Below are 21742 nucleotides of genomic sequence, written 5' to 3'. Positions count from 1 at the left end.
GGGATCAGTGCCGCTCATGGTCGACAAATCTACGCACCGCGGGCAGCCGTGCGGGGTCCTCTCGCGTGATCGTCTACCAAAGTCGCGCAGGTCCCCGACTTTCGGACCCGCTCAAGGGGAAGATCCTCGCCCCGCGGCGGATGTCCGCCGGGAAGGTGCGGGACGAGGATCCTGGCATGAAGCAGCTACTGGAGTTTCTCGGTGTGGCCCTGTTGTTCCAGGGCGCGGTCGGTCTGGCCCACAGCTTCACCGGCGCACTGCGCGGCTGGGGCCTGATCCAGCGCTTCGGCTTCCTCGACGGTTATGAGACGTACGCGAGCGTGGCCCTGATCGTGCTGGCCTGCGCACTGTTCGCCGCCCTGCGGAGCCTCGGCGCCGACTGAGGGCCCGCGGCCGGAACGCCGCTCAGCAGCCGTGGTCGACCAGGTCGAACGACGCGTAGTGGTCGGACGTGTAGTAGTCCTCCTGGTTCTTCTCACCGGTGACGATGCGGCGGGCACCGCGGTCGTCGGAGCCCGGCGTGACAACCGTGTACTCGTGGTAGTAGCCGGAGCTCTGCTTCGGCAGCTCACTCTCGCGGTTCTGGAAGACGGTGCCGTCCTGCGGGTACGGGTAGGGGCCGCCCGCCTCGATCAGGTCGAGGGTGTCGTGCGCCTGGGAGGGCAGCGCGGAGTAGCAGATGTCGCCGACCGCGGTGATGGAGTGCGAGGCGGTGATGGTGTGCGAGGCGGAGGTGACCGGTGCCGACGGCGCCGCGCTCGCCGCGACGGGGCCGCCGATGAGCAGTGCTGCGGCCAGGGCTGTGACGCTGACGATTCGTGGGGGGATTCGCATGGGTCCAGTGTGACGCGCGTAGAGGTTGTCGTGTCAACGACAAGTCACGGAAATTTTCCGGGAGTTAACCGACCGGCGCGGGCCGTCAAGCTACGTGTCCGATTGCCGCCAGCCGATGCCCGCCCGGACGCCTTTCATTGAACCCGCAAGCACTTGTACCGCAAGCACTTGATCTGCAAGCACTTGGCGATCGCGCTTCAAACGGAAGGCTCCGATATGTCTACTCTCACCGGCCGGACGGCCCTGGTCACCGGCGGCAGCCGCGGCATGGGCGCGGCTATCGCGCTGCGGCTCGCCCAGGAGGGCGCGGACGTGGCCCTCACCTACGTAGACAACGAGGCGGCCGCCGACGAGGTGGTCACGAAGATCCGGGCCATGGGGCAGCGCGGCTTCGCCATCCGGGCGGACGCGGCGGACGCCGGGGACGCGGCAGGCGCGGTCGACCGCGCGGCCGACGACCTGGGCGGCCTGGACATCCTGGTGAACAACGCGGGCATCGGCGTCCTCGGCCCCATCGGCGATCTGACGCTCGCCGACATCGACCGGGTCATGGCCGTGAACGTACGAGGTGTCTTCCTGGCCTCGCAGACGGCGGCCGCCCGACTCCGCGACGGCGGCCGGATCATCACCGTCGGCAGCTGCATGGCCCAGCGCGTCCCGGGCCCCGGCGGCACGCTGTACGCGACGAGCAAGGCCGCGCTGATCGGCCTCAACAAGGCGCTGGCAAGGGAGTTGGGCGGACGCAGGATCACGGCGAACCTCGTCCAGCCCGGTCCGATCGACACGGACATGAACCCGGCGGACGGCCCCTTCGCCGAGGGGCAGAGCGCCATGACCGCCCTCGGCCGCTTCGGCTCCGCCGACGAGGTGGCGTCCCTGGTCGGCTATCTCGCCGGGGACGACGCGGCGTACATCACCGGCACCGAGCTGTCGGTGGACGGCGGCCACGCGGCCTGAGACCCCCGCACCGGGAGGGCCGGGGCATGGGTGTGGGGCGCGCCGGGGCTGTCCACCCGGCGCGCCCCACGTTCAACGGGGGCGGATCAGCCGCCCAGCTCCTGGTGGCGGGCCGCCAGCCTGGCCGCGCCGTCCTCGGTCAGCGAACCGAACAGGCGCAGGCGGGAGATGCCGCCGTCCGGGAAGATGTCGATGCGGACGTGCGTACCGACGACCGGTGCGTCCAGTACGAAGCGGTGGTTGGTGTCGGGCTGCAGGCGGGTGCGGGGCAGCGCCTCGACCCATTCGCCCGACTCGCCGTCGCGCACCGAAAGGGCCGCCCAGCCCGCCGAGTTGCCCTTGAGGTAGGCGGTGTCGATCTCGACGACGCGGATCTCGGACTGCTGGACGAGCTGGTAGCGGATCCAGTCGTTGCCGGTGTCGCGGCGGCGGCGGGTCTCCCAGCCGTCGTCCATCTTGCGGGAGCGGCCAGGCTGGATGGTGTTGGTGGCCGGGGAGTAGAAGCGGTCGGACGCGTCCTCGACCTGGCCGCCGTTCTCCAGGGCGACGACGTCGAACGTGCCGAGCGCGGCGAGCCACTTGGGGTCGGCGACGACCTCTCCGTACACCCGCAGACGGGCGATGCCGCCGTCCGGGTGCTGGTTGACGCGCAGGTGCGTGAAGCGCTGCTCGACGTCGACGGCGAAGCCGTTGGCGGCGTGGCCGCCGACGGGCGTGCGCGGGACGAGGGTCGTCCACTTCACGTCGTCGGCGCAGAGCTCCTCGGGCGTCGGCGAACCGTCGACGCTGGTGCCCTCCACGGAGACGGCCTGCGGGTAGTTGCCGCGGAAGTGGGCGGTGTCGATGACGATGCCGCGGACGACGCCGGGCGCGCCGAGCCGCACGAGCGCCCAGTCGTGGTCGTCCTCGGTGGGCCACGGGTGCTCGCCCGAGACACCGCGGCGGCGGCGGGTCTCCCAGCCGTCCATGACCTTGCCCTTGTGGCCGAAGTGCTCGGGGTCGAACACGGCCGGGTGCGCCAGCAGCAGGTTCTCGCGCATCGCGAAGAACTCGTCGTTGGCGGCGATCACACCGGCACCGAGCTGCCGGTCGGCGAGGTTGGCGTACTGGGTGAAGGGGAAGTCGGCCGTGCGGTAGTCGGCGTAGGGCTCGCCGCCGCCGTAGGGGCTCGCGTCGCCGGTGAAGGTGGCCACGGGGGATATGTGCTGCGCCGTCACTGTTTCAGTTGTTCCTTTCCAGAAGCCGGCCTGCGGGTTCGCTGAACTCGCCGCCGTGCAGGATGCGTTCGCCGCGCAGCCAGGTGGACTTCACGACGCCGCTGAGGGTCTTGCCCGCGTACGCCGTGACCCGGTTCCGGTGCTGCAGCTCCGCGGGGTCCACGGTGAAGGTCTCGTCGGGCGCGAGGACCGCGAAGTCGGCGTCGCGGCCGGCCTCGATGGCGCCCTTCTGGTCGAGTCCGACCAGTTGTGCGGTGCGCGTGGACATCCAGCGCACCACGTCCTCGAGGGAGTGACCGCGCTTCCTGGCCTCGGTCCAGACGGCGGGCAGGCTCAGCTGGAGCCCGGAGATGCCGCCCCACGCGGTCGCGAAATCGTCGGTCTTGAGGTCTGCGGTGGAGGGTGAGTGGTCCGTGACGACGCAGTCGATGGTGCCGTCCGCGAGCGCCTCCCACAGCAGGTCCTGGTTGCCGGCCTCACGGATGGGCGGACAGCACTTGAACTCGCTGGCGCCGTCGGGGACTTCCTCGGCGGTCAGGGTGAGGTAGTGCGGGCAGGTCTCGACGGTCAGCTCGACGCCCTCGCGCTTGGCGGCGGCGACGAGCGGCAGTGCGTCGGATGAGGACAGGTGCAGGACGTGCACGCGGGCGCCGAGCCGCTTGGCGACGGCGATGAGCCCCTCGATCGCGGTGTCCTCGGAGATACGGGGCCGGGTCTGGAGGTAGTCCGCGTACTTGGGGCCGCTCTTGTGCGGGGCGGCGTCCAACTCGTGCGGGTCCTCCGCGTGCACGATCAGGAGCCCCCCGAACCCGGCGATCTCGGCCATGGAGGCGGTGAGCTGGTCCTGGTTCAGCTCGGGGAACTCGTCGACGCCCGAGGGCGACAGGAAGCACTTGAATCCGTAGACGCCGGCGTCGTGCAGCGGCTTGAGATCCTGGACGTTGTCGGGCAGGGCGCCGCCCCAGAAGCCGACGTCGATGTGCGCCTTGGTGCGGGCCACGTCCTGCTTGGTGCGCAGGTTGTCCACGGTCGTCGTCGGCGGCAGGGAGTTGAGGGGCATGTCGACGAGGGTGGTGATGCCGCCTGCGGCCGCGGCGCGGGTGGCGGTCCAGAAGCCCTCCCACTCCGTGCGGCCCGGGTCGTTCACGTGGACGTGCGTGTCGACGAGGCCGGGGAGCAGGGTGTCGTCGCCGAGGTCCTCCAGGCGTGCGCCGTCCGGTACTTCGGCGTCGTACGCGTCGACGGCGACGATCTTTCCGGCGGAGACGGCGACCGAGGCGGCCCGGGTGCCTTCCGGGGTGATGACGCGGGTCGAGCGGAGCACCAGTTCCACGGTCGCGCCCGCCGCATCCTTCGCGTCCGCTGCGTCCGTCGCACCCACCGCAGCCGCACCGGCCGTCGCGTCCACGTGTACGTCCTTTTCGGACACCCGCGTCCCCTTTCTTCTTTCTTCTGTTCCGCTACACAGACCTTTTGCTTCCGCTTAACGGAATTCAACGTTCTGTTGAAGGAGTTTTCACGCTTGCTCTCGCGACGTCAAGGGTGGGCTTGCCCACGACCTCCGGGACGCCCCCGGACTGGACGTTTCCACAACGTGGAATTAGAATTCCGCCTGCCAGAACGTAGCTACGCACAACGAGGGCGCCGGGGGATCGCGGGACAACCCCGCGAAGACACGGACAAACGCCCCCTGACCGGCGACGACGGCATGCCGAGCAAGAGCCCTCGTGAAGAACCGACCGGTAGGCTGCTTCCTTGCCCGCCAGCACCGAAAGGAACGCGCCGTGCCGACGTCAAGCGCCAGCGACGCCCCTGCGGAAATCGCCGCCTCCAAGACCCCTGCCGCGAGCGGTGGTGTCCAGTCCCTCGAGCGTGCCTTCGACCTCCTCGAGCGGATGGCGGACGCGGGGGGCGAGGTCGGCCTCAGCGAACTCTCCGCCAGCAGCGGCCTGCCGCTGCCCACGATCCACCGCCTCATGCGCACGCTGGTCGCCTGCGGGTACGTGCGTCAGCAGGCCAACCGCCGCTACTCGCTCGGCCCGCGCCTGATCCGCCTCGGCGAATCCGCGTCCCGGCTGCTCGGCACGTGGGCCCGTCCCTACCTCGCCCGGCTCGTCGAGGAGACCGGCGAGACGGCGAACATGGCGCTGCTCGACGGCGACGAGATCGTGTACGTCGCGCAGGTGCCGTCCAAGCACTCCATGCGGATGTTCACGGAGGTCGGCCGGCGGGTCCTGCCGCACTCCACGGGTGTCGGCAAGGCGCTCCTCGCGCACGCGTCGCCGGACGACGTACGGGCACTGCTCGCCCGCACGGGGATGCCGGCCGCCACGGAGAAGACGATCACCACGCCCGAGGGTTTCCTCGCCGCGCTCGACGACGTGCGTCGCACGGGGTACGCGGTGGACGACAACGAGCAGGAGATCGGCGTCCGGTGCCTGGCCGTGCCGGTGCCCGACTCCCCCACGGCCGCGGCGATCTCCATCTCCGGCCCCGCGGGCCGGGTGACGGAGGCGGCCACGGACAAGATCGTGCCGGTGCTGCAGCAGGTGGCGGTGGAACTTTCGGCGGCGCTGGCCAGTGCGACGCCTGGCTCCTGAGCCTTGGGCGGTTCTTTTCCCACCCACCCCCCACCCACCCACTCACCCGACTAACTACCTGCACGGTGAGTGCGGCAACGGCCCGTGGCAGGGCCACGGGGTGGGTTCAGTGGTTGGCCAGGGCGAAGTCTGCTGGGGTCATTCTTCGGAGGGTGCGGCGCATGCCCTTGGGGGGCGGGGGTGCCGGGGCCGTGAGGACCGCACACCGCGCGTGCGTGTGGACGTAGCGGTGGGTCCGGGGGATGTGGTGTTTGCGGGGGCGCGCACCGATGACCAGGAGCGCGTCGGGGTGCGTGGCCAGGTCGCAGAGGACTCGACCGGCGCGGCCACGGATCACGCGGCGCTCGGAGACGACGCCGGGCGGTGCGCCGCCGAAGACCTCGTCGAAGGCGCGGTCCAGGCGGGCCCGCGCCTCCGCGTACCAGTGACGCGCCCACGCCGCGTCGGGATGGCGCAGGTAGAGCCCCTCGCCCTCGGGCGGTTCCCAGGCCAGGACGGCCACCAGTACACGCCCCCCGCGCCGCGCCTGCTCCGCCCCCGCCCGCAGCGCCGCGAGGCTCGCGAGCGAACCGCTGACCCCGACCACCACCGCTTCCCGCCCTGCCATCGTCGTGCTCCTTCCCCAGGCCAAATGCCGACCGAAGTGCTGTGATCCGCAGTCTGTACGCTGATTGGCCTGGACAGCAGGTCCAATCGGCAGGAGTTGGCATGGCAGACGCACGTGTGGTCCACACCGTGGACAGAAGGCTCGGCAGCCGTCAGCTCGTCCAGCTCCTGACCGGCACCGTCGGCGTACGCCCCGGCTACCGCGCGCTGGCGGCCGGAGTGCGCACGCTGCTCCTCGACGGCCGCATCCCCCTGCACACCCGGCTCCCCGCCGAACGCGAGCTGGCGTCGGCGCTGGCCGTCAGCCGGGCCACGGTCACGGCGGCGTACGACGTGCTGCGCGAGGGCGGGTACGCCATGAGCCGGCGCGGCGCCGGTACCTGGACCGAGCTGCCGCAGGGACAGCGGCCGTCCAGCGTCGCCGCCTTCCCCGCGGGCGACGGCGTCCTGGACCTGGCCGTCGCCGCGCCGGGCGCCCCGGAGGCCGAGCTCGGGGCCGCCCTCGCCGCCGCGGGCACCATGCTGGCCGAGCACGCGCCGACACCGGGCTACCACCCGTATGGCATACCGGAGTTGAGGACCGCCGTCGCCGACCGTTTCACACGGCGCGGCCTGCCCACCCTCCCCGACCAGATCCTCATCACCACCGGCGCCCAGCACGCGCTGTCCCTGACCCTCGCCCTGCTCGGCAGGCCGGGCGACCGCGTCCTGGTCGAGAACCCCTCGTACCCGAACGCCCTGGACGCGATCCGCGGCGCGGGCCTGCGCGCCGTCCCCGTCCCCGTGTCGGAGGAGGGGTGGGACGCGGACCTCGTCGAGTCGTCGCTGCGGCAGGCGGCGCCGCGTCTCGCGTACCTCGTACCGGACTTCCAGAATCCGACGGGCGCCCTGATGCCGCGCGAGCAGCGCGTACGCATCCTGGAGACCGCCCGCGCCACCGGCACGTGGCTGCTGATCGACGAGACCATCGCGGACATCGCGCTGGACGTGCCGCCGCCCGCCCCCTTCGCCTCGCTGGCGCCGCACGGTGCGGGCGAACAGGTCGTCACCGTCGGGTCGTTGAGCAAGACGCACTGGGGCGGGCTGCGGATCGGGTGGGTGCGGGCCGGGTCCCGGCTGATCACCGAGCTGGCGACGAAGCGCGTGCCGAACGACATGTCGACACCGGTCATCGAGCAGCTCGTGGCGCTCCATCTGCTGCGCGGCATGGACGACGTACTGCGCGAGCGGCTGCCGCGGCTGCGGGCGCAGCGGGACGCGCTCGCCGCGTCACTGACCCGTCACGTGCCGGAGTGGCGCTGGCAGACGTCACCGGGCGGGCTCTCGCTCTGGGTGGATGTGGGCCGCCCGATCGCGTCCGCGCTGGCCCGCGCGGTGCTCGCGCAGGGCGTACGGATCGAGGGCGGTTCACGGTTCGGCGCGGATCCGGGGACGCACGAACACCGGCTCCGCATCCCGTACACGCTCCCCGCGGACCTCTCGGAGCTGGCGGTACGCCGACTGGTGACGGCGATGTCGGGCGACCTGCGCCCCGCGGCGGGCGACGAGGTGGGCCGCAGGCACTGGGTGGCTTGACCCCGAGGAGACCGCAACCGGGCCGAAGTGGCCGCAGAACCGATTCCCCACCCCTACCGCCCGCCCGGCTCCCCGAATATCTCCACGGCCGTCCGCACCGCCGCCAGGCCTGCCGCCAGTGCGCTGACCGAGCCGATCGCACCGGCCACGAGCAGGAGGGACCTGCGCATCCTGGGGATCTCGGGGGCGCCGCCGTACGCCATCTCCGCCAGCGCGGCCAGCTCGTCCTCGGCGATGCCCCGGTCGGTGAACTCGGCCGGGTGGGCGGCGAGCTCCCGGCGCAGCCGCGCCACGGCCGCGCACAGTTCCGCCACCCGCGGGTCTTCGTCGCTCCCTGCCACTTGCCCTGGCCCTTGTCTCTGCTCCACGCTCCGCACCACAATTCCTCGGTTCCCCGGTTGCTGGTCGGACACCAGGGGGCCGCGGGTCAGTAAACCGTTCCCGGGACGGGGTGCGCCACTTTCGCGTACGCGGGCGGCGGCGGGTGTCGCGGACATCTCGTGTATCCAGGAGTCATGACGACGGAACCGATGAACACGCAGGTTGACGGGGCGGGCGAGGTCGTCGGGCTGCTGCTCGCCGCGGGGGGCGGACGGCGCCTCGGGGGACGGCCCAAGGCGCTGCTCGAGCACGGGGGCCGGCCGCTCGTGGAGCACGCCGTGCGGGTGCTGCGCGAGGCGGGGTGCGCGCGGGTGCACGTGGTCCTCGGCGCGTCCGCCGACGCCGTGCGCGCGCGGGCCTCGCTGCCCGGCTGCGTACTGGTCGACAACCCGGAGTGGGAGGAGGGCATGGGCTCGTCACTGCGCGCCGGTCTCGCCTCGCTCGCGAGCACCGGCGCGGCCGCCGCGCTGGTCTCCCTGGTCGACCAGCCGGGGATCGGCGTCGCGGCGACGACGCGGGTACGGGCCGCGTACCGCTCACCGGCGACGCTGGCGGCGGCCGCGTACGACGGGGTGCGGGGCCATCCGGTCCTGTTCGGGAGCGGCCACTGGGCGGGGATCGGGGCGAGTGCGGTCGGCGACCGCGGGGCACGCGATTACTTGCGGGAGCACGTGGGCGAGATCACGCTCGTGGAGTGCGGGGATGTGGCGGAGGCGTACGACATCGACACGCCGCAGGATCTGATGCGCCTGAACCCGGGTACCGGCCTGCCGCCCGCCCCCGGAACCCCGGCCTCCGGCACCCCAGGAGGCCCGGCGCACGTGGAGTGACCGGCATGGCACTCAGCGACACGTTGTGTCGACGAGAAGAATCTCGACGTCAACAAACCATTGAACTTCCACCATAAGGAAACTAGTATCCACTGACCAGAAGGCCCGTTACCTCGGACGGGGCCCCAAAGCCGTACCTCGGCTCCTGTGGCACCCAGTGCCACCGTGTCTGCCCGGCGGCTCACCCGGCACCGTCCGTGCAGCTCTCTGAAGGAAGTGACAGGACATGTCCGCACTAGCGCCGTCGCCGCTGGCCATCGTCGACGCAGAGCCCCTGCCCCGGCAGGAAGAGGTGCTCACCGACGCGGCCCTCGCCTTTGTGGCCGAGCTGCACCGGCTGTTCACGCCCCGGCGTGACGAGCTCCTCGCCCGGCGTGCCGAGCGCCGTGCAGAGATCGCCCGCACCTCCACCCTGGACTTCCTCCCGGAGACCGCCGCGGTCCGCGAGGACGACTCCTGGAAAGTCGCGCCGGCCCCGGCCGCGCTGAACGACCGCCGCGTGGAGATCACGGGCCCCACCGACCGCAAGATGACCATCAACGCCCTCAACTCGGGCGCGAAGGTCTGGCTCGCCGACTTCGAGGACGCCTCCGCTCCCACCTGGGAGAACGTCATCCTCGGCCAGCTCAACCTCACGGACGCCTACGAGCGCCGCATCGACTTCACCGACGAGCGCACCGGCAAGTCGTACGCCCTCAAGGGCGCCGACGAGCTCGCGACGGTCGTCATGCGTCCGCGCGGCTGGCACCTGGACGAGCGTCACCTCCAGGTCGAGGGCAAGGCCGTTCCCGGCGCGCTGGTCGACTTCGGCCTGTACTTCTTCCACAACGCCAAGCGCCTCATCGAGCTCGGCAAGGGCCCGTACTTCTACCTCCCGAAGACGGAGTCGTACCTGGAGGCCCGCCTCTGGAACGACATCTTCGTCTTCGCGCAGGACTACGTCGGCATCCCGCAGGGCACGGTCCGCGCCACGGTCCTCATCGAGACGATCACGGCCGCGTACCAGATGGAGGAGATCCTCTACGAGCTGCGCGACCACGCTTCCGGGCTGAACGCGGGCCGCTGGGACTACCTCTTCTCCATCGTCAAGAACTTCCGTGACGGCGGCTCGAAGTTCGTCCTGCCGGACCGCAACCTGGTGACGATGACCGCGCCGTTCATGCGGGCGTACACCGAACTCCTCGTCCGCACCTGCCACAAGCGCGGCGCGCACGCGATCGGCGGCATGGCCGCGTTCATCCCGTCCCGCAAGGACGCGGAGGTCAACAAGGTCGCGTTCGAGAAGGTCGCGAACGACAAGGACCGTGAGGCCGGCGACGGCTTCGACGGCTCGTGGGTGGCCCACCCCGACCTGGTCCCGATCGCCATGAAGTCCTTCGACGCGGTGCTCGGCGACAAGCCGAACCAGAAGGACCGCCTGCGCGAGGACGTCTCGGTCGCGCCCGGCGACCTGATCGCCATCGACTCCCTCGACGCGAAGCCCACCTACGACGGCTTGGTCAACGCCGTCCAGGTCGGCATCCGCTACATCGAGGCGTGGCTGCGCGGCCTCGGCGCCGTCGCCATCTTCAACCTCATGGAGGACGCCGCCACCGCCGAGATCTCCCGCTCCCAGATCTGGCAGTGGATCAACGCGGGCGTCGTCTTCGAGACGGGCGAGACGGCCACGGCCGACCTGGCCCGCAAGGTCGCCGCCGACGAACTCGCCGCGATCCGCAAGGAGATCGGCGACGAGGCGTTCACCTCCGGCAAGTGGCAGCAGGCCCACGACCTCCTCCTCCAGGTCTCCCTGGACGCGGACTACGCGGACTTCCTGACCCTCCCGGCGTACGAGCAGCTCCGCTGACCGCACACCCCCGCACCGCACGACCGAGCCCCCGGCACCGCACAGCGCCGGGGGCTCGGTCGTGCGGTGGGCGGTCGTGACGTCACGGAGAGGTTCGCCGGGTTTCGGCGGGACGATTGACCAATCCGGGGCGCCGTCCGCTACGTATCAGAGGTGTACGTCGGTCTGCGCCCTGGAGGGTCTGCGCGTGAATGAAGTCGTCCGCATCGGGTCACGGTCGGCGGCCGGGCCCGATCTGCAGGAGTTGCTCGCCCGGGTCGCCCGCGGTGATCAGCAGGCGTTCACCGGTGTCTACGAGGCCGTGGCGGGCCCCGTCCTCGGGGTCGTGCGCGGAGTGCTGCGCGACCACGCCCAGTCCGAGGAGGTCACCCAGGACGTCCTGGTCGAGGTGTGGCGCACCGCGCCCCGGTACCGGCCCGATCGCGGTACCGCGATGACCTGGGTGCTCACGCTCGCGCACCGGCGCGCCGTGGACCGGGTCCGCTCCGCGGAGGCGGCCGCGGCCCGTGACCGCAAGGCCGCGCAGCTCGCCCGCACCCCCGCGTTCGACGAGGTCAGCGAGGAGGTCGAGGCGCATCTGGAGCGTGAACAGGTACGCCGGTGTCTGCGTGGCCTCACCGAGGTGCAGCGCCAGTCCGTGACCCTCGCCTACTACCGCGGCCTGACCTACCGCCAGGTCGCCGAGCTCCTCGCCCTCCCCTTGGGCACCGTCAAGACCCGCCTGCGCGACGGACTCATCCGGCTGCGCGACTGCCTGGGGGTGAGCGCGTGAACAGCGCGGCCGACCTGCACACCCTGACCGGCGCCTACGCCGCCGACGCCCTGGACGACGCCGAACGCGCCCAGTTCGAGGAGCACCTCGTACTCTGCCCGTCCTGCGACCAGGAGGTACGGGAGCTGACCGCGACCGTCGCACGCCTGGCCCTCGCCTCGGCCGTCGCGCCGCGTCCCGCCCTGAAGGACGAGGTGCTTCGGCGGATCGGCACCGTCCGCCAGGACGTTCCGGACGTCCCGCGTGAGATGGAGGCCGTCCCTGGCGGCCCTGCACCGCGCCGGACACACGGCGTGTACCGGTGGGCCCTCGCCGCCTGCGTCGCCGCCGCCGTCGGCCTCGGCGGCACCGCGGTCTGGCAGCACCAGCGCGCGGAGGACGCGCGCGACCAGGTGCGGCAGGCGCAGGAGCAGACCCGGGAACAGTCGCGGGAGCTCGCCGCCGTGCTCGCCGCCCCGGACGCCAGGACCCGAACCGGGGGGCTCGCGGACGGGGCACGGGGCACCGTCGTCGTGTCCAAGAGCCTCGACAGGGCCGTGTTCGTCGCCGACGGCATGGCACGGCCCCCCAAGGGCAAGGTCTACCAACTCTGGTTCGACGACGGCGGAGCCATGCGCTCGGCCGGTCTCATGGACCCCGACAGGTCCGCGGCGACGGTCCTCATGCGGGGCGGGATCGGGAAGGCGACCGGCATGGGCATCACGGTGGAACCGGCGGGCGGTTCGGACGAGCCGACCTCCTCCCCCGTGGCGTTGATGGAGTTGCCCGTCTGATCTCGTCCGCTCTTTGAAACGGACGGGGAAGCCACCAATCCGCGCGGCCGTCGGCCTCGGATACCCCGTGTGACGACAGAACGGAACCGCCGGAAACCGCGCATCGACCCGGGGCGTGCCGCGGGCGGTGCGCTGAGCGGGCTGCTGGCAGGGTTCGCCGCCCTCGCCACGGCCGAGCTGCTGTCCTCCGCCGTGCGTCCCGAGGCCGGACCGGTCGTCGCGGTCGGCGGCGCGGCGATCGACCGTACCCCCGCGTCCGTCAAGGACTGGGCGATCCGGGAGTTCGGCACCGACGACAAGCTCGTGCTGCAGTCCGGCATCGTCGCGGTGCTCGCGCTCCTGGCCGTCGCTCTGGGGCTCCTCGCCCTGCGCCACCGCAGGATCGGCGCCGCGGGCGTGCTGCTCTTCGGGGTGGTCGGCGCGCTGGCCGCCGTGTCCCGGCCGGATTCGTCCGGCCTCGTGGACGCGCTGCCCTCTCTGGTGGGTGCCGTGGCCGGTGCGGCGCTGCTGTACGCGCTCGCGGGCCGTCTCACCCCCGACTCCGACGGCGACACAGTGGATACGGGCGGCACCGGGTGGGACCGGCGCGGGTTCCTGATCGCCGCCACCGCGGCCGCCGCCGCGTCGGCGGGCGTCGGCGCGCTGGGCAGGTCGTTCAACGCCTCGCGCGGCAAGAACGCCATCGCCTCCCGCGAAGGCATCGTGCTGCCCGCCCCCGCCTCACCCGCCTCCGCCGTCCCCAAGGGCGCACGGCTGCGCGTGCCGGGCCTCAGCCCGTTCCTCACGCCCGCCGGGGACTTCTACCGGGTGGACACCGCGCTGCTCGTGCCCAAGGTGGACGCCGACACCTGGCGGCTGCGGATCCACGGCAAGGGTGTCGCGCGCGAGACGACCGTTTCCTTCCAGGACCTGCTGCGGCGCGAACTGATCGAGCGGGACATCACGTTGGCGTGCGTGTCCAACGAGGTCGGCGGTCCGTACGTGGGCAACGCCCGCTGGATCGGCGTGCGGCTCGCGGACGTGCTCGCCGAGTGCGGAGTCGTGCCTCCGGCCCGCGGCGGTCCGGCGGACCAGCTGGTCGCCCGGTCCGTGGACGGCATGACCATCGGTACGCCCGTGGACGACGTGATGGACGGCCGCGACGCGCTGCTCGCGCTCGGCATGAACGGCGAACCGCTGCCGTTCGAGCACGGGTTCCCCGTCCGCATGGTGGTGCCGGGGCTGTACGGATACGTCTCCGCCTGCAAGTGGATCGAGGACATCGAGCTCACGACGTTCGACGCGTACGACCCCTACTGGGTACGGCGCGCCTGGGCCGCCAAGGCCCCGATCAAGACCCAGTCCCGGATCGACACCCCCAAGCCGTTCGCCAGGCCGAAGGCGGGCACGGTGATGGTCGCCGGGGTGGCGTGGGCGCAGCACCGCGGCATCGACAAGGTCGAGGTGCGCGTCGACGACGGCCCGTGGCGGACGGCCGATCTGGCCGCCGAGGACACCCGGGACACCTGGCGTCAGTGGTCCTTTCGCTGGCAGGCCGCTCCGGGCAGTCACACCCTCACGGTGCGGGCGACCGACCGTACGGGCGCCGTCCAGACGGCGTCACGAACCCGCACGAGCCCCGACGGGGCGAGCGGCCGACATTCGGTGGTGGTCACCGTCACCTGACCCAGGACAGCGCAGCACGCTCCATGCACAGGTACGCCCACTCGTCTCTTGGGAGAAGTCATGAACACCACAGCCCCCCGTGTCCGCCGCGCCGCCATCGCCGTAGCCTCGGCCGCGATCCTCCCCCTCGCTCTGGCGGCCTGCTCGGACGGCAGCTCGGACAGCGCCGCTGACAGCCCCTCCAAGAGCGCGTCGGCCGAACCGTCCGAGGCGATGGGATCGATGACGGAGCCGTTCGGGCCCGCCTGTTCGTCCGTGCCCGAGGACGGCAAGGGCAGCTTCGCCGGCATGGCGAAGGACCCCGTGGCCACGGCCGCGTCGAACAACCCCGACCTGTCCACGCTGGTGACCGCGGTCAAGAAGGCCGGCCTGGTCGACACGTTGAACAACGCCAAGGACATCACCGTCTTCGCGCCGACGAACGACGCCTTCGCGAAGATCCCCAAGGCCGACCTGGACAAGGTCCTCAACGACAAGGCCCAGCTCACCAAGATCCTCACGTACCACGTGGTCGGCCAGCGGCTGGCGCCCGAGGACCTGAAGAGCGGCTCCTACGAGACGCTGGAGAAGTCGAAGCTCACGACGTCCGGTTCGGGGGAGTCGTACCAGGTGAACGACTCGGCGAACGTCGTCTGCGGCAACGTCCGGACGGCCAACGCCGACGTGCACATCATCGACACGGTCCTGATGCCGAAGGGCTGAGACCGGCTCCTGTCGGAGCTGTCATCATCCGAGATGGGTCGACCAGTCCTGCTGGGCCGCGGGCTTCCCGTGCAGATCGGGGACGCGCTTCAGCCAGGCGGGCCGGCCCTTCTCGGTGGCGGCGGCGCGCCGGGCGTCGGCGGCGGCCAGTTCGTCGCGGGAGGGGAAGCCCGTGGGCAGCCAGGCCGCCGATGCGCGGGCACGGGCCAGGAGGTGCCCCACGTACGCCTCGCGCACCGCGTCCGGCGAGTCGAAGCCCGGCTCGTCGGCGAGCCACGCGTCGGGGACGAGGGCGACGATCTCGCGGAGGACGTCCTCGGTGACGAGGGGCGCCAGTTGGGCGTCGGCGGCCGCCATGTCCGGGCCGTACGAACCGAGGGCGTGGTGCCGGAAGTCGTACTCCTTGTCGGGGGCGGAGGCGCCCCAGCGGTGGTGGAAGACGAGCGCGGCGCCGTGGTCGATGAGCCACAGCTTCGGCTCGTGCACGCCGAACGTGGGCCAGATCATCAGGTTCGAACTGTGCACCGTGCGGTCGACGTTGGCGGTGAGGGCGTCGAGCCAGACGACCTTGCCCGCCTCCAGCGGGTCGACGTCGATCGCCTCCGGTGTGAAGTCCGCGGCGCCCGGCAGCAGGTCCATGCCGAGGTTGAGGCCTGCGCTGGCTCGCAGCAGGTCCTGGACCTCCTGGTGCGGTTCGTCGGCGCCGACCGCCGGGTCGAAGTGGACCAGGACCAGCTCGGGGAAGCGCAGGCCGAGGCGGCGCGCGAGCTCGCCGACGATGATCTCGGCGACGAGCGCCTTGCGGCCCTGGGCGGATCCGGTGAACTTGACGACGTACGTACCGAGGTCGTCGGCCTCGACGACACCGGGCACGGACCCGCCGGTCCGCAGCGGGTTCACATACCGGACAGCAGTCACTTCACGCAGCACACCGGCCACTGTATGCCCGAGGCCGGTGCGGGCACGATCAGGTTTTCGCGTGCACGATCAGCGCGATCAGGTCGGGCCGAGGACGGCCCGCATCTCCTGCTCGATGATCTCCGTGAACGGGACGTCGTCGTAATTGCCGAGAATGACGCCGACCCACCCGCTGTCCGGGTAGATGTTCCAGCTGGCGAGGCTGCCGGGGTTGACGCCCGCGCGGCCGTTCAGCCACTGCCCGTCGATGAGGCTCACCGGCATCATGTACGTCGCGAACGCCGCGTCGGCCGGAGTGGACCGGTCGGCTCGCAGGCCGCCTCCCTGCGGGGCCAGGGGGATCTTCGGAGCGGTGAGGAGTTCGGCGTAGGGCCGGTCGAGTACCGTTCCGTCGCCCAGCGCCTGGGCGAAGCGGACCAGGTCCGGTGCCGTGGCGAAGCCGCCGTCCCCGGGGAAGTCGATGTAGCTGCGGGCCGGGTTCTTGCCCAGTTGGAACGGGTCCGGGCTGCCCTTGTCCAGGTTGCGGACGGCGTCCACGCGGCTGCCGTCGCCCTGGCGCATGTACGAGTGCGCGATGTGCGGGTCGGTGAGCCACTGCGGTCTGGTGAAGAACGCCGTGCCGGTCATGCCACACCGTTTGAAGACGTGCTCCTCCACGTAGTCCCAGTACGTCATGCCGGTCACCGCCTCCACGATCAGTGCCGGGATGGCGACCTCGGCACCGGCGTGGTCGGTGGGCGTACCGGGCGGGGCCACCGGTCTCGCCTGCCGGGCCCACTTCTCGTGGAACTCGCGCACCTCCTCCCGGCTCCGGAAGACGCGTTGCAGGTCCTCGTCCGGGGTGTTCAGCCCGGAGATGCCGGAGAGCAGATGGTGGATGGTCACCTTCTCGGCGATCTCCTCGGGGAAGCCCTTCAGGTGGGTGCCCACCGTGTCCGAGAGTCGCAGCCTGCCCCGCTGCGCCAGCTGCAGGACGGCCACCGCGCCGAACGGCTTGCCCGCCGACGACAGGTTGAACGCGACGCCCTCGTGGTTGCGGATCCCCTTCTCCTTGTCCGCCATTCCGTAGCTGCGCGACAACACCGTCCGGCCCCGGTGCGACAGCAGTACGACGCCGGAGAACTTGTCCTCGGCGGCCAGCTTCGCCACGTAGCGGTCGTAGGCTCCGCCCGGTCGCGCGTCCCGTGGGACGGCCCGGGAAGCCGTCGGGGCGGCACGCGCGGACCGGGCGCCCACCAGCTGCGCTCCTCCCGCCGCCACACCGGCGGCCGCCAGACCGCCCCACCCGCCCCATCCGAGCAACCGCCGCCGCCCCACACTCCGTACGGGTTCCGAGCCCATGCCACGCCCCCTCCTGATCGACGGACCGGCCGTCCGTCGGTACGCGGCGGTCCGTGGCTCCACTCAAGACGCGGGGCTGTTGCGGCGACGTATGCCTTTTTGGATATGTCCGCGATACATCGGCGTGGCGGCGTGGGGACGGACGTGCGTCAGGCGTTCAGCCGCTCCTCCAAGTGGACCGTCACGGTGTCCCCCTCCCCTTTGCCGATCGCCTTGCGCACCTCCGCCTTCACCGGCAGCTTGTGCGTGCCGTCTCCCAGCGCCATGAACGAACTGGCGAACGGATGGCCGTCGATCGTGCCGCGGACCTTCACCAGGCCGCGGGTGCCGAAGAACTCGGCCGATTCGGGCCATACGACGTAGGTCCAGCCGCCGACGGCCGGGCTCTTCCGCAGGGTCGCGGTGAACTGCTTGTCCATCACTGATACCGCCTGTCCATGAGGTACCCCTGTTCATGAGGTCTCGACGGAGGTATGACCGCGGCGGGCGCGGAAAATCACCGCTCCCTCGCTTCTACGCGTGCAGTGCCTCGCGGAGGCGTGCGCCGAACTCGGCCGGGTGGGTCGTCAGGCCGACGTGTCCGCCGGGAAAGTGCCGGAGTTCCTTGCCGAGCCGCTCGGCCAGGAACGCGGCAGGGCGGTAGGGGAGCTCGCCGCGCGAGTCCTGGCCGCAGGCGAGCACGAGCCGGTCCGAGACGGCGGCGAGCCGGGCGATGTCGGGTGCGTAGGACATGAAGCTCGGCACGATGCGGCCGACGAAGTACGGCAGGTCGCCCATGGTCTGCTCGGCCCGTGCCGCCGCCTGCGGCGCGAGTTCCGTCGGAGGTACGGGCCGGGCGGCGGCACCGTCCTCGCGCAGGCCCGCGGCGAACACGGCCATCGCCGGCATCAGCCCCTGGTCGCGGAACGTTTCCCCCACCCGCGCGAGCAGTGCGCGGTGCGTGGCCGCGTCCGGGAGGACTTCCACCACCGGCGGTTCGTGTACGACGACACGCTCCACGCGTTCCGGGTGGGTGAGGAGGAGGTGGAGGGCGGCGATCGCTCCCGAACTGGAGCCGAACACCCGGGCGGGCGCCTCGGGCGAGAGCAGGTCGAGGAGCCGCAGCGCGTCCTCGGCGTGCTCCTCCACCCGCTGCTCGGCCCCGGGGTCGTCCAGCTTGCTCCCGGCCATTCCCCGCGGGTCGTAGGTCGCCACCGTGTGGGTGTCGGCCAGGGCGGTGGCCACCGTGGTGAGGGAGGCGGCGCCGCCCGTGCCGCCCGGGATGAGGAGCAGGAGCGGGCCGTGGCCGCGTACTTCGTAGTGCAGGGTCGCGCCGTTCACGCGCAGGGTTCCGACGGTCGGCTCGGTCATGCTTCCTTTTCTCCCTCTTCTTCTCCCACTTCTTCTCCCTCTTCGCCCTCGGGCGCGGGCCAGTGCTCGAGCAGGGTGTGCAGGGCGTCGAGTGCGCGGCTCCAGGAGTCCTGCGCCGGGCGCCGGTGCGCGAAGCCGCCCGCCGCCTCCAGCGCGACGAACCCGTGGAACGTGCTGCGCAGCAAGCGGACCGCGTCGGTCAGGTCGGGTTCGGCCAGCCCGTAGGCGCGCAGCATGCCGTACGTCAGCTCGACCGCACGCCGCGGACCCGGCGCGTCCGCGGCCAGCGCGGGGTCGATGTCGATCGGGGTCTGCGTGGCCGTGTAGCGGCCGGGGTACCGGCGGGCGTAGTCGCGCCACGCGTCCGCGAACGCGACGAGCGCGTCCTTGCCCGACCGCCCCGCCGTCGCCTCCGCGATGCGGATCGTCTTCTCGTCCGCCGCCAGCAGCGCGATCCGGCCCCGCAGATCCTCCAGGCCACGGACGTGCGCGTAGAGACTCGCGTCCTTCACGCCCAGCCGCCGCGCCACCTGGGACATGGTCAGCCGGTCGAGTCCGACCTCGTCCGCCAGCTCGGCGCCTGCGAACGTCACCCGCTCCGCCGTCAGTCCGGCCCTCACCATGGATACCCCTTCCAGTTGTTCCTAGGGGTATTAGGTTAAACCTAATACCCCTAGGAACGTAACCGGTTATCCATGCGGTCAGGTCGCGCGCAGGGCCTTCGCCAGGACGCCCTCACCGATGAGCTCGATCCGGCCGTCCCGCACGCCCTCGCCGAGCGTGAGTTCACCCCGGACGACCGCCGCGCACGTCGCCGCGTCCAAGGCGATACGGGCGTCGGGCTCCCCGGGAGCCTCTCCCTCGCCGTACCCCTCCGCACCTCCGCCCGTCCACACGTGGAACACCCCCTCGTCGAGCCGCACCTCCAGCACCCCTTCCGCGTCCAGTGCCGCCAGGGACCGCAGCAGCGGCAGCGCGAACCAGTGCGCCCGTACCGCGTCCGTGGGCCCGCGTTCCGCCAGCGCGGGGGCGCCCCAGGCGGCGAGGGCCTGGAGGACCGGCAGCAACTCGCGCCCCCGGTCCGTGAGTTCGTAGACGTACGCCGCCGCGGGCGGGGGGAGCTTGCGGCGGGCGCTCAGGCCCAGTTGTTCCATGTCCTTCAGGCGCGACGCCAGAACGTCCGTGCTGACGCCGGGCAGGTCGGCGTGCAGGTCGGTGTAGCGGCGCGGGCCGGCGAGCAGTTCCCGGACGATCAGGAGGGTCCAGCGGTCGCCCACGGCGTCGAGGCCCCGGGCCGCGGCGCAGTACTGGTCGTAGCTTCGGCGGGGCCGGGCGGCGGCGGTCGGCCGGGGCGGCCGGGACGTCTGAGGTGGCTGGGGCGGCCGGGACGACTGAGGTGGCATGCGACATAGTCTATGCAAGTTGTTGGACTTTCCAAGCGGGGACTTGGTAAAACCAAGCAACACCAAGTGGCACACGTCAGTGGCACCGTCACGGGAGGCGCAACGCATGGAGTTCCGGCAGTCGAGCAAGCTCAGCGAGGTCTGTTACGAGATCCGGGGCCCCGTCATCGAGCACGCCAACGCACTGGAGGAGGCGGGCCACAGCGTCCTGCGCCTCAACACCGGCAACCCCGCGCTCTTCGGCTTCGAGGCGCCCGAGGAAATCGTCCAGGACATGATCCGGATGCTCCCCCAGGCGCACGGCTACACGGACTCGCGCGGTGTCCTCTCCGCCCGCCGCGCCGTGGCCCAGCGCTACCAGGCGCTCGGTCTGGACGACGTCTCCGTAGACGACGTTTTTCTCGGCAACGGCGTGTCCGAGCTGGTCACGATGGCAGTGCAGGCCCTACTGGAGGACGGCGACGAAGTCCTCATCCCGGCCCCCGACTTCCCCCTGTGGACCGCCGTGACGACCCTCTCCGGAGGCAAGGCCGTCCACTACGTATGTGACGAGTCCGCCGACTGGTACCCCGACCTCGACGACATGGCCTCGAAGATCACCGACCGCACCAAGGCCGTCGTGATCATCAACCCCAACAACCCCACGGGCGCGGTCTATCCGAAGGAGATCCTGGAGGGCATCCTCGACCTGGCCCGCCGCCACGGCCTGATGGTCTTCGCCGACGAGATCTACGACCAGATCCTGTACGACGACGCCGTGCACCACAGCGTCGCCGCCCTCGCCCCCGACCTCGTCGTCCTCACCTTCTGCGGTCTTTCGAAGACGTACAGGGTGGCCGGTTTCCGGTCCGGGTGGATGGTCGTCACCGGGCCGCAGCAGCACGCCAAGAGCTACCTGGAGGGGCTGACGATGCTCGCCTCCATGCGACTGTGCCCGAATGCCCCCGCCCAGTACGCCATCCAGGCCGCGCTCGGCGGCCGCCAGTCCATCCGTGAACTCACCGCGCCGGGCGGCCGCCTGCACGAGCAGCGCGACAAGGCCTGGGAGAAGCTGAACGAGATCCCCGGCGTCTCGTGCGTGAAGCCGAAGGGCGCCCTGTACGCTTTCCCGCGTCTGGACCCGAAGGTCCACCCGATCCACGACGACGAGAAGTTCGTGCTCGACCTCCTCCTCCAGGAGAAGATCCAGGTCGTCCAGGGAACGGGCTTCAACTGGGCCCGCCCCGACCACTTCCGCATCCTCACGCTTCCGTACGCCGACGACCTGGACGCGGCGATCAGCCGCATCGGCCGCTTCCTGAGCGGCTACCGTCAGTGACACCAGTGACGCCGGTGACGGCGCCGACCGCCGGGAGCACCGTGCCGCCCTGTACCGACTGCGGACGCCCCGTCCTCACGCAGTTCGCCTCGCCCGACCTCGTCGCGCCCATCGTGTACGAGGGCTTCGACCGCGCCGCCGACCCGGCCTGGCGCACCTCGGGCGCCGCCACCCTCGACGACTACGCGCGCTGGTGCGGCCACCTGTGCGGCCTGACGTGCTTCCGGATGGCCCTCGGCCCGTCCGCGCCGCCCCTGTTCGAACTGCGGGACGGCGCGCTCAAGTACGGCGCCTACACGGAGGTGGACGGGGTGATCAAGGGCATGATCTACGCCCCGTTCGCCGAGTACGCGCGCGACGCGTTCGGCGTCGAAGCCGAAGTCCACCGGCACCTCTCCGTCGCCGAGATCGGCGCGCTCCTCGATGAGGGACGGCAGGTCATCGCCTCGGTGCACTTCGAGATCCGCCGCCCGCACCTCCCCTCGCCGGGCAGGGGCGGCCACCTCGTCCTGCTCACCGGACGCACGGCCGACGGACGCCTGCACTTCCACAATCCCTCCGGCATCGACGCGGCGACCCGCACGGTGGCGCTCTCCGCCGACGAGTTCGAGCCGTTCTTCGCCGGACGCGGGGTGTCACTGCGCTGACAGGCGG

At 71.4% G+C, this 21742-nt stretch carries 23 protein-coding genes; 12 read left to right on the top strand and 11 right to left on the bottom strand.

Translation table 11 applies throughout. The features are described 5' to 3' along the window. Positions 1-176: 176 nt before the first annotated feature. Complete coding sequence (locus NOO62_RS32225; protein WP_268774315.1) at positions 177-383, top strand: hypothetical protein; 207 nt, start codon at positions 177-179, stop codon at positions 381-383. Positions 384-405: 22 nt separating this feature from the next. On the opposite strand, the gene NOO62_RS32220 is transcribed toward NOO62_RS32225, so the two are convergent. Continuing rightward, entirely contained in the window at positions 406-834 is a 429-nt protein-coding gene (locus tag NOO62_RS32220; RefSeq protein WP_268774314.1) for a ribonuclease, read from the bottom strand. Between the two features lie 216 nt (positions 835-1050). Here NOO62_RS32220 and NOO62_RS32215 point away from each other — a divergent pair, with 216 nt between their 5' ends. Continuing rightward, a complete protein-coding gene (locus NOO62_RS32215; protein ID WP_268774313.1) occupies positions 1051-1791 on the top strand; it encodes an SDR family oxidoreductase in 741 nt (246 codons plus the stop codon). 86 nt (positions 1792-1877) lie between these two features. Here NOO62_RS32215 and alc read toward each other — a convergent pair whose 3' ends face one another. Both alc and allB read right to left on the bottom strand, forming a co-directional pair. After that, on the bottom strand, positions 1878-3008 hold the full coding sequence (alc, locus tag NOO62_RS32210) for an allantoicase (protein ID WP_268774312.1): 1131 nt from the start codon (positions 3006-3008) through the stop codon (positions 1878-1880). A gap of 4 nt (positions 3009-3012) precedes the next feature. Continuing rightward, entirely contained in the window at positions 3013-4341 is a 1329-nt protein-coding gene (gene allB, locus NOO62_RS32205; protein WP_268775881.1) for an allantoinase AllB, read from the bottom strand. 451 nt (positions 4342-4792) lie between these two features. Between allB and NOO62_RS32200 the strand changes: the two genes are divergently transcribed. Beyond that, complete coding sequence (locus NOO62_RS32200) at positions 4793-5608, top strand: IclR family transcriptional regulator (RefSeq protein ID WP_268774311.1); 816 nt, start codon at positions 4793-4795, stop codon at positions 5606-5608. A 106-nt stretch (positions 5609-5714) separates the two neighbouring features. Here NOO62_RS32200 and NOO62_RS32195 read toward each other — a convergent pair whose 3' ends face one another. Then, a complete protein-coding gene (locus NOO62_RS32195) occupies positions 5715-6215 on the bottom strand; it encodes a universal stress protein (protein ID WP_268774310.1) in 501 nt (166 codons plus the stop codon). 101 nt (positions 6216-6316) lie between these two features. Here NOO62_RS32195 and NOO62_RS32190 point away from each other — a divergent pair, with 101 nt between their 5' ends. Next, the gene (locus NOO62_RS32190; protein ID WP_268774309.1) at positions 6317-7789 is read left to right on the top strand and encodes a PLP-dependent aminotransferase family protein; all 1473 of its coding nucleotides are present in this window, start codon (positions 6317-6319) and stop codon (positions 7787-7789) included. A gap of 53 nt (positions 7790-7842) precedes the next feature. Here NOO62_RS32190 and NOO62_RS32185 read toward each other — a convergent pair whose 3' ends face one another. After that, positions 7843-8130, bottom strand: a complete 288-nt coding sequence (locus NOO62_RS32185; protein WP_268774308.1) for a DUF5955 family protein — start codon at positions 8128-8130, stop codon at positions 7843-7845. A gap of 174 nt (positions 8131-8304) precedes the next feature. On the opposite strand from NOO62_RS32185, the gene NOO62_RS32180 reads away from it, so the two are divergent. The 6 genes from NOO62_RS32180 to NOO62_RS32155 all read left to right on the top strand — a co-directional run bounded on the left by NOO62_RS32180 (position 8305) and on the right by NOO62_RS32155 (position 14758). After that, positions 8305-9000, top strand: coding sequence for an NTP transferase domain-containing protein (locus tag NOO62_RS32180; protein WP_268774307.1), 696 nt, complete (start codon positions 8305-8307; stop codon positions 8998-9000). Between the two features lie 226 nt (positions 9001-9226). Continuing rightward, a complete protein-coding gene (gene aceB / locus NOO62_RS32175) occupies positions 9227-10846 on the top strand; it encodes a malate synthase A (RefSeq protein ID WP_268774306.1) in 1620 nt (539 codons plus the stop codon). A gap of 187 nt (positions 10847-11033) precedes the next feature. Continuing rightward, positions 11034-11618, top strand: a complete 585-nt coding sequence (sigK, locus tag NOO62_RS32170) for an ECF RNA polymerase sigma factor SigK (RefSeq protein ID WP_268774305.1) — start codon at positions 11034-11036, stop codon at positions 11616-11618. Beyond that, positions 11615-12391, top strand: coding sequence for an anti-sigma factor (locus NOO62_RS32165; protein WP_268774304.1), 777 nt, complete (start codon positions 11615-11617; stop codon positions 12389-12391). The genes sigK and NOO62_RS32165 overlap by 4 nt, the downstream gene beginning before the upstream one ends. 69 nt (positions 12392-12460) lie before the next feature. Continuing rightward, the gene (locus NOO62_RS32160) at positions 12461-14056 is read left to right on the top strand and encodes a sulfite oxidase (protein WP_268774303.1); all 1596 of its coding nucleotides are present in this window, start codon (positions 12461-12463) and stop codon (positions 14054-14056) included. Between the two features lie 60 nt (positions 14057-14116). Beyond that, positions 14117-14758 (top strand): fasciclin domain-containing protein, encoded by a 642-nt coding sequence (locus tag NOO62_RS32155; protein ID WP_268774302.1) that lies wholly within the window; start codon positions 14117-14119, stop codon positions 14756-14758. A gap of 24 nt (positions 14759-14782) precedes the next feature. On the opposite strand, the gene NOO62_RS32150 is transcribed toward NOO62_RS32155, so the two are convergent. The 6 genes from NOO62_RS32150 to NOO62_RS32125 all read right to left on the bottom strand — a co-directional run bounded on the left by NOO62_RS32150 (position 14783) and on the right by NOO62_RS32125 (position 19770). Then, positions 14783-15688 carry a HipA family kinase gene (locus tag NOO62_RS32150; RefSeq protein ID WP_268774301.1) on the bottom strand — a complete coding sequence of 302 codons (906 nt, stop codon included), beginning with the start codon at positions 15686-15688 and terminating at the stop codon, positions 14783-14785. Positions 15689-15754: 66 nt separating this feature from the next. Then, positions 15755-17017 (bottom strand): serine hydrolase domain-containing protein, encoded by a 1263-nt coding sequence (locus NOO62_RS32145; RefSeq protein ID WP_268774300.1) that lies wholly within the window; start codon positions 17015-17017, stop codon positions 15755-15757. A 149-nt stretch (positions 17018-17166) separates the two neighbouring features. Continuing rightward, on the bottom strand, positions 17167-17436 hold the full coding sequence (locus tag NOO62_RS32140) for a DUF1905 domain-containing protein (protein ID WP_268774299.1): 270 nt from the start codon (positions 17434-17436) through the stop codon (positions 17167-17169). A 94-nt stretch (positions 17437-17530) separates the two neighbouring features. After that, on the bottom strand, positions 17531-18367 hold the full coding sequence (locus NOO62_RS32135) for an alpha/beta fold hydrolase (protein ID WP_268774298.1): 837 nt from the start codon (positions 18365-18367) through the stop codon (positions 17531-17533). Continuing rightward, positions 18364-18990 carry a TetR/AcrR family transcriptional regulator gene (locus tag NOO62_RS32130; protein WP_268774297.1) on the bottom strand — a complete coding sequence of 209 codons (627 nt, stop codon included), beginning with the start codon at positions 18988-18990 and terminating at the stop codon, positions 18364-18366. Before NOO62_RS32130 ends, NOO62_RS32135 begins: the two co-directional genes overlap by 4 nt. Positions 18991-19068: 78 nt before the next feature. Continuing rightward, entirely contained in the window at positions 19069-19770 is a 702-nt protein-coding gene (locus NOO62_RS32125) for a winged helix-turn-helix transcriptional regulator (RefSeq protein ID WP_268774296.1), read from the bottom strand. A 106-nt stretch (positions 19771-19876) separates the two neighbouring features. Here NOO62_RS32125 and NOO62_RS32120 point away from each other — a divergent pair, with 106 nt between their 5' ends. Further along, a complete protein-coding gene (locus NOO62_RS32120) occupies positions 19877-21088 on the top strand; it encodes a pyridoxal phosphate-dependent aminotransferase (RefSeq protein ID WP_268774295.1) in 1212 nt (403 codons plus the stop codon). 14 nt (positions 21089-21102) lie between these two features. Further along, entirely contained in the window at positions 21103-21735 is a 633-nt protein-coding gene (locus tag NOO62_RS32115) for a peptidase (protein WP_268774294.1), read from the top strand. The last annotated feature ends 7 nt before the right edge of the window (positions 21736-21742 follow it).

It is taken from the genome of Streptomyces sp. Je 1-369 (assembly GCF_026810505.1).
GTDB lineage: Bacteria > Actinomycetota > Actinomycetes > Streptomycetales > Streptomycetaceae > Streptomyces.
This window is presented reverse-complemented; position numbering and strand designations above follow the sequence as displayed.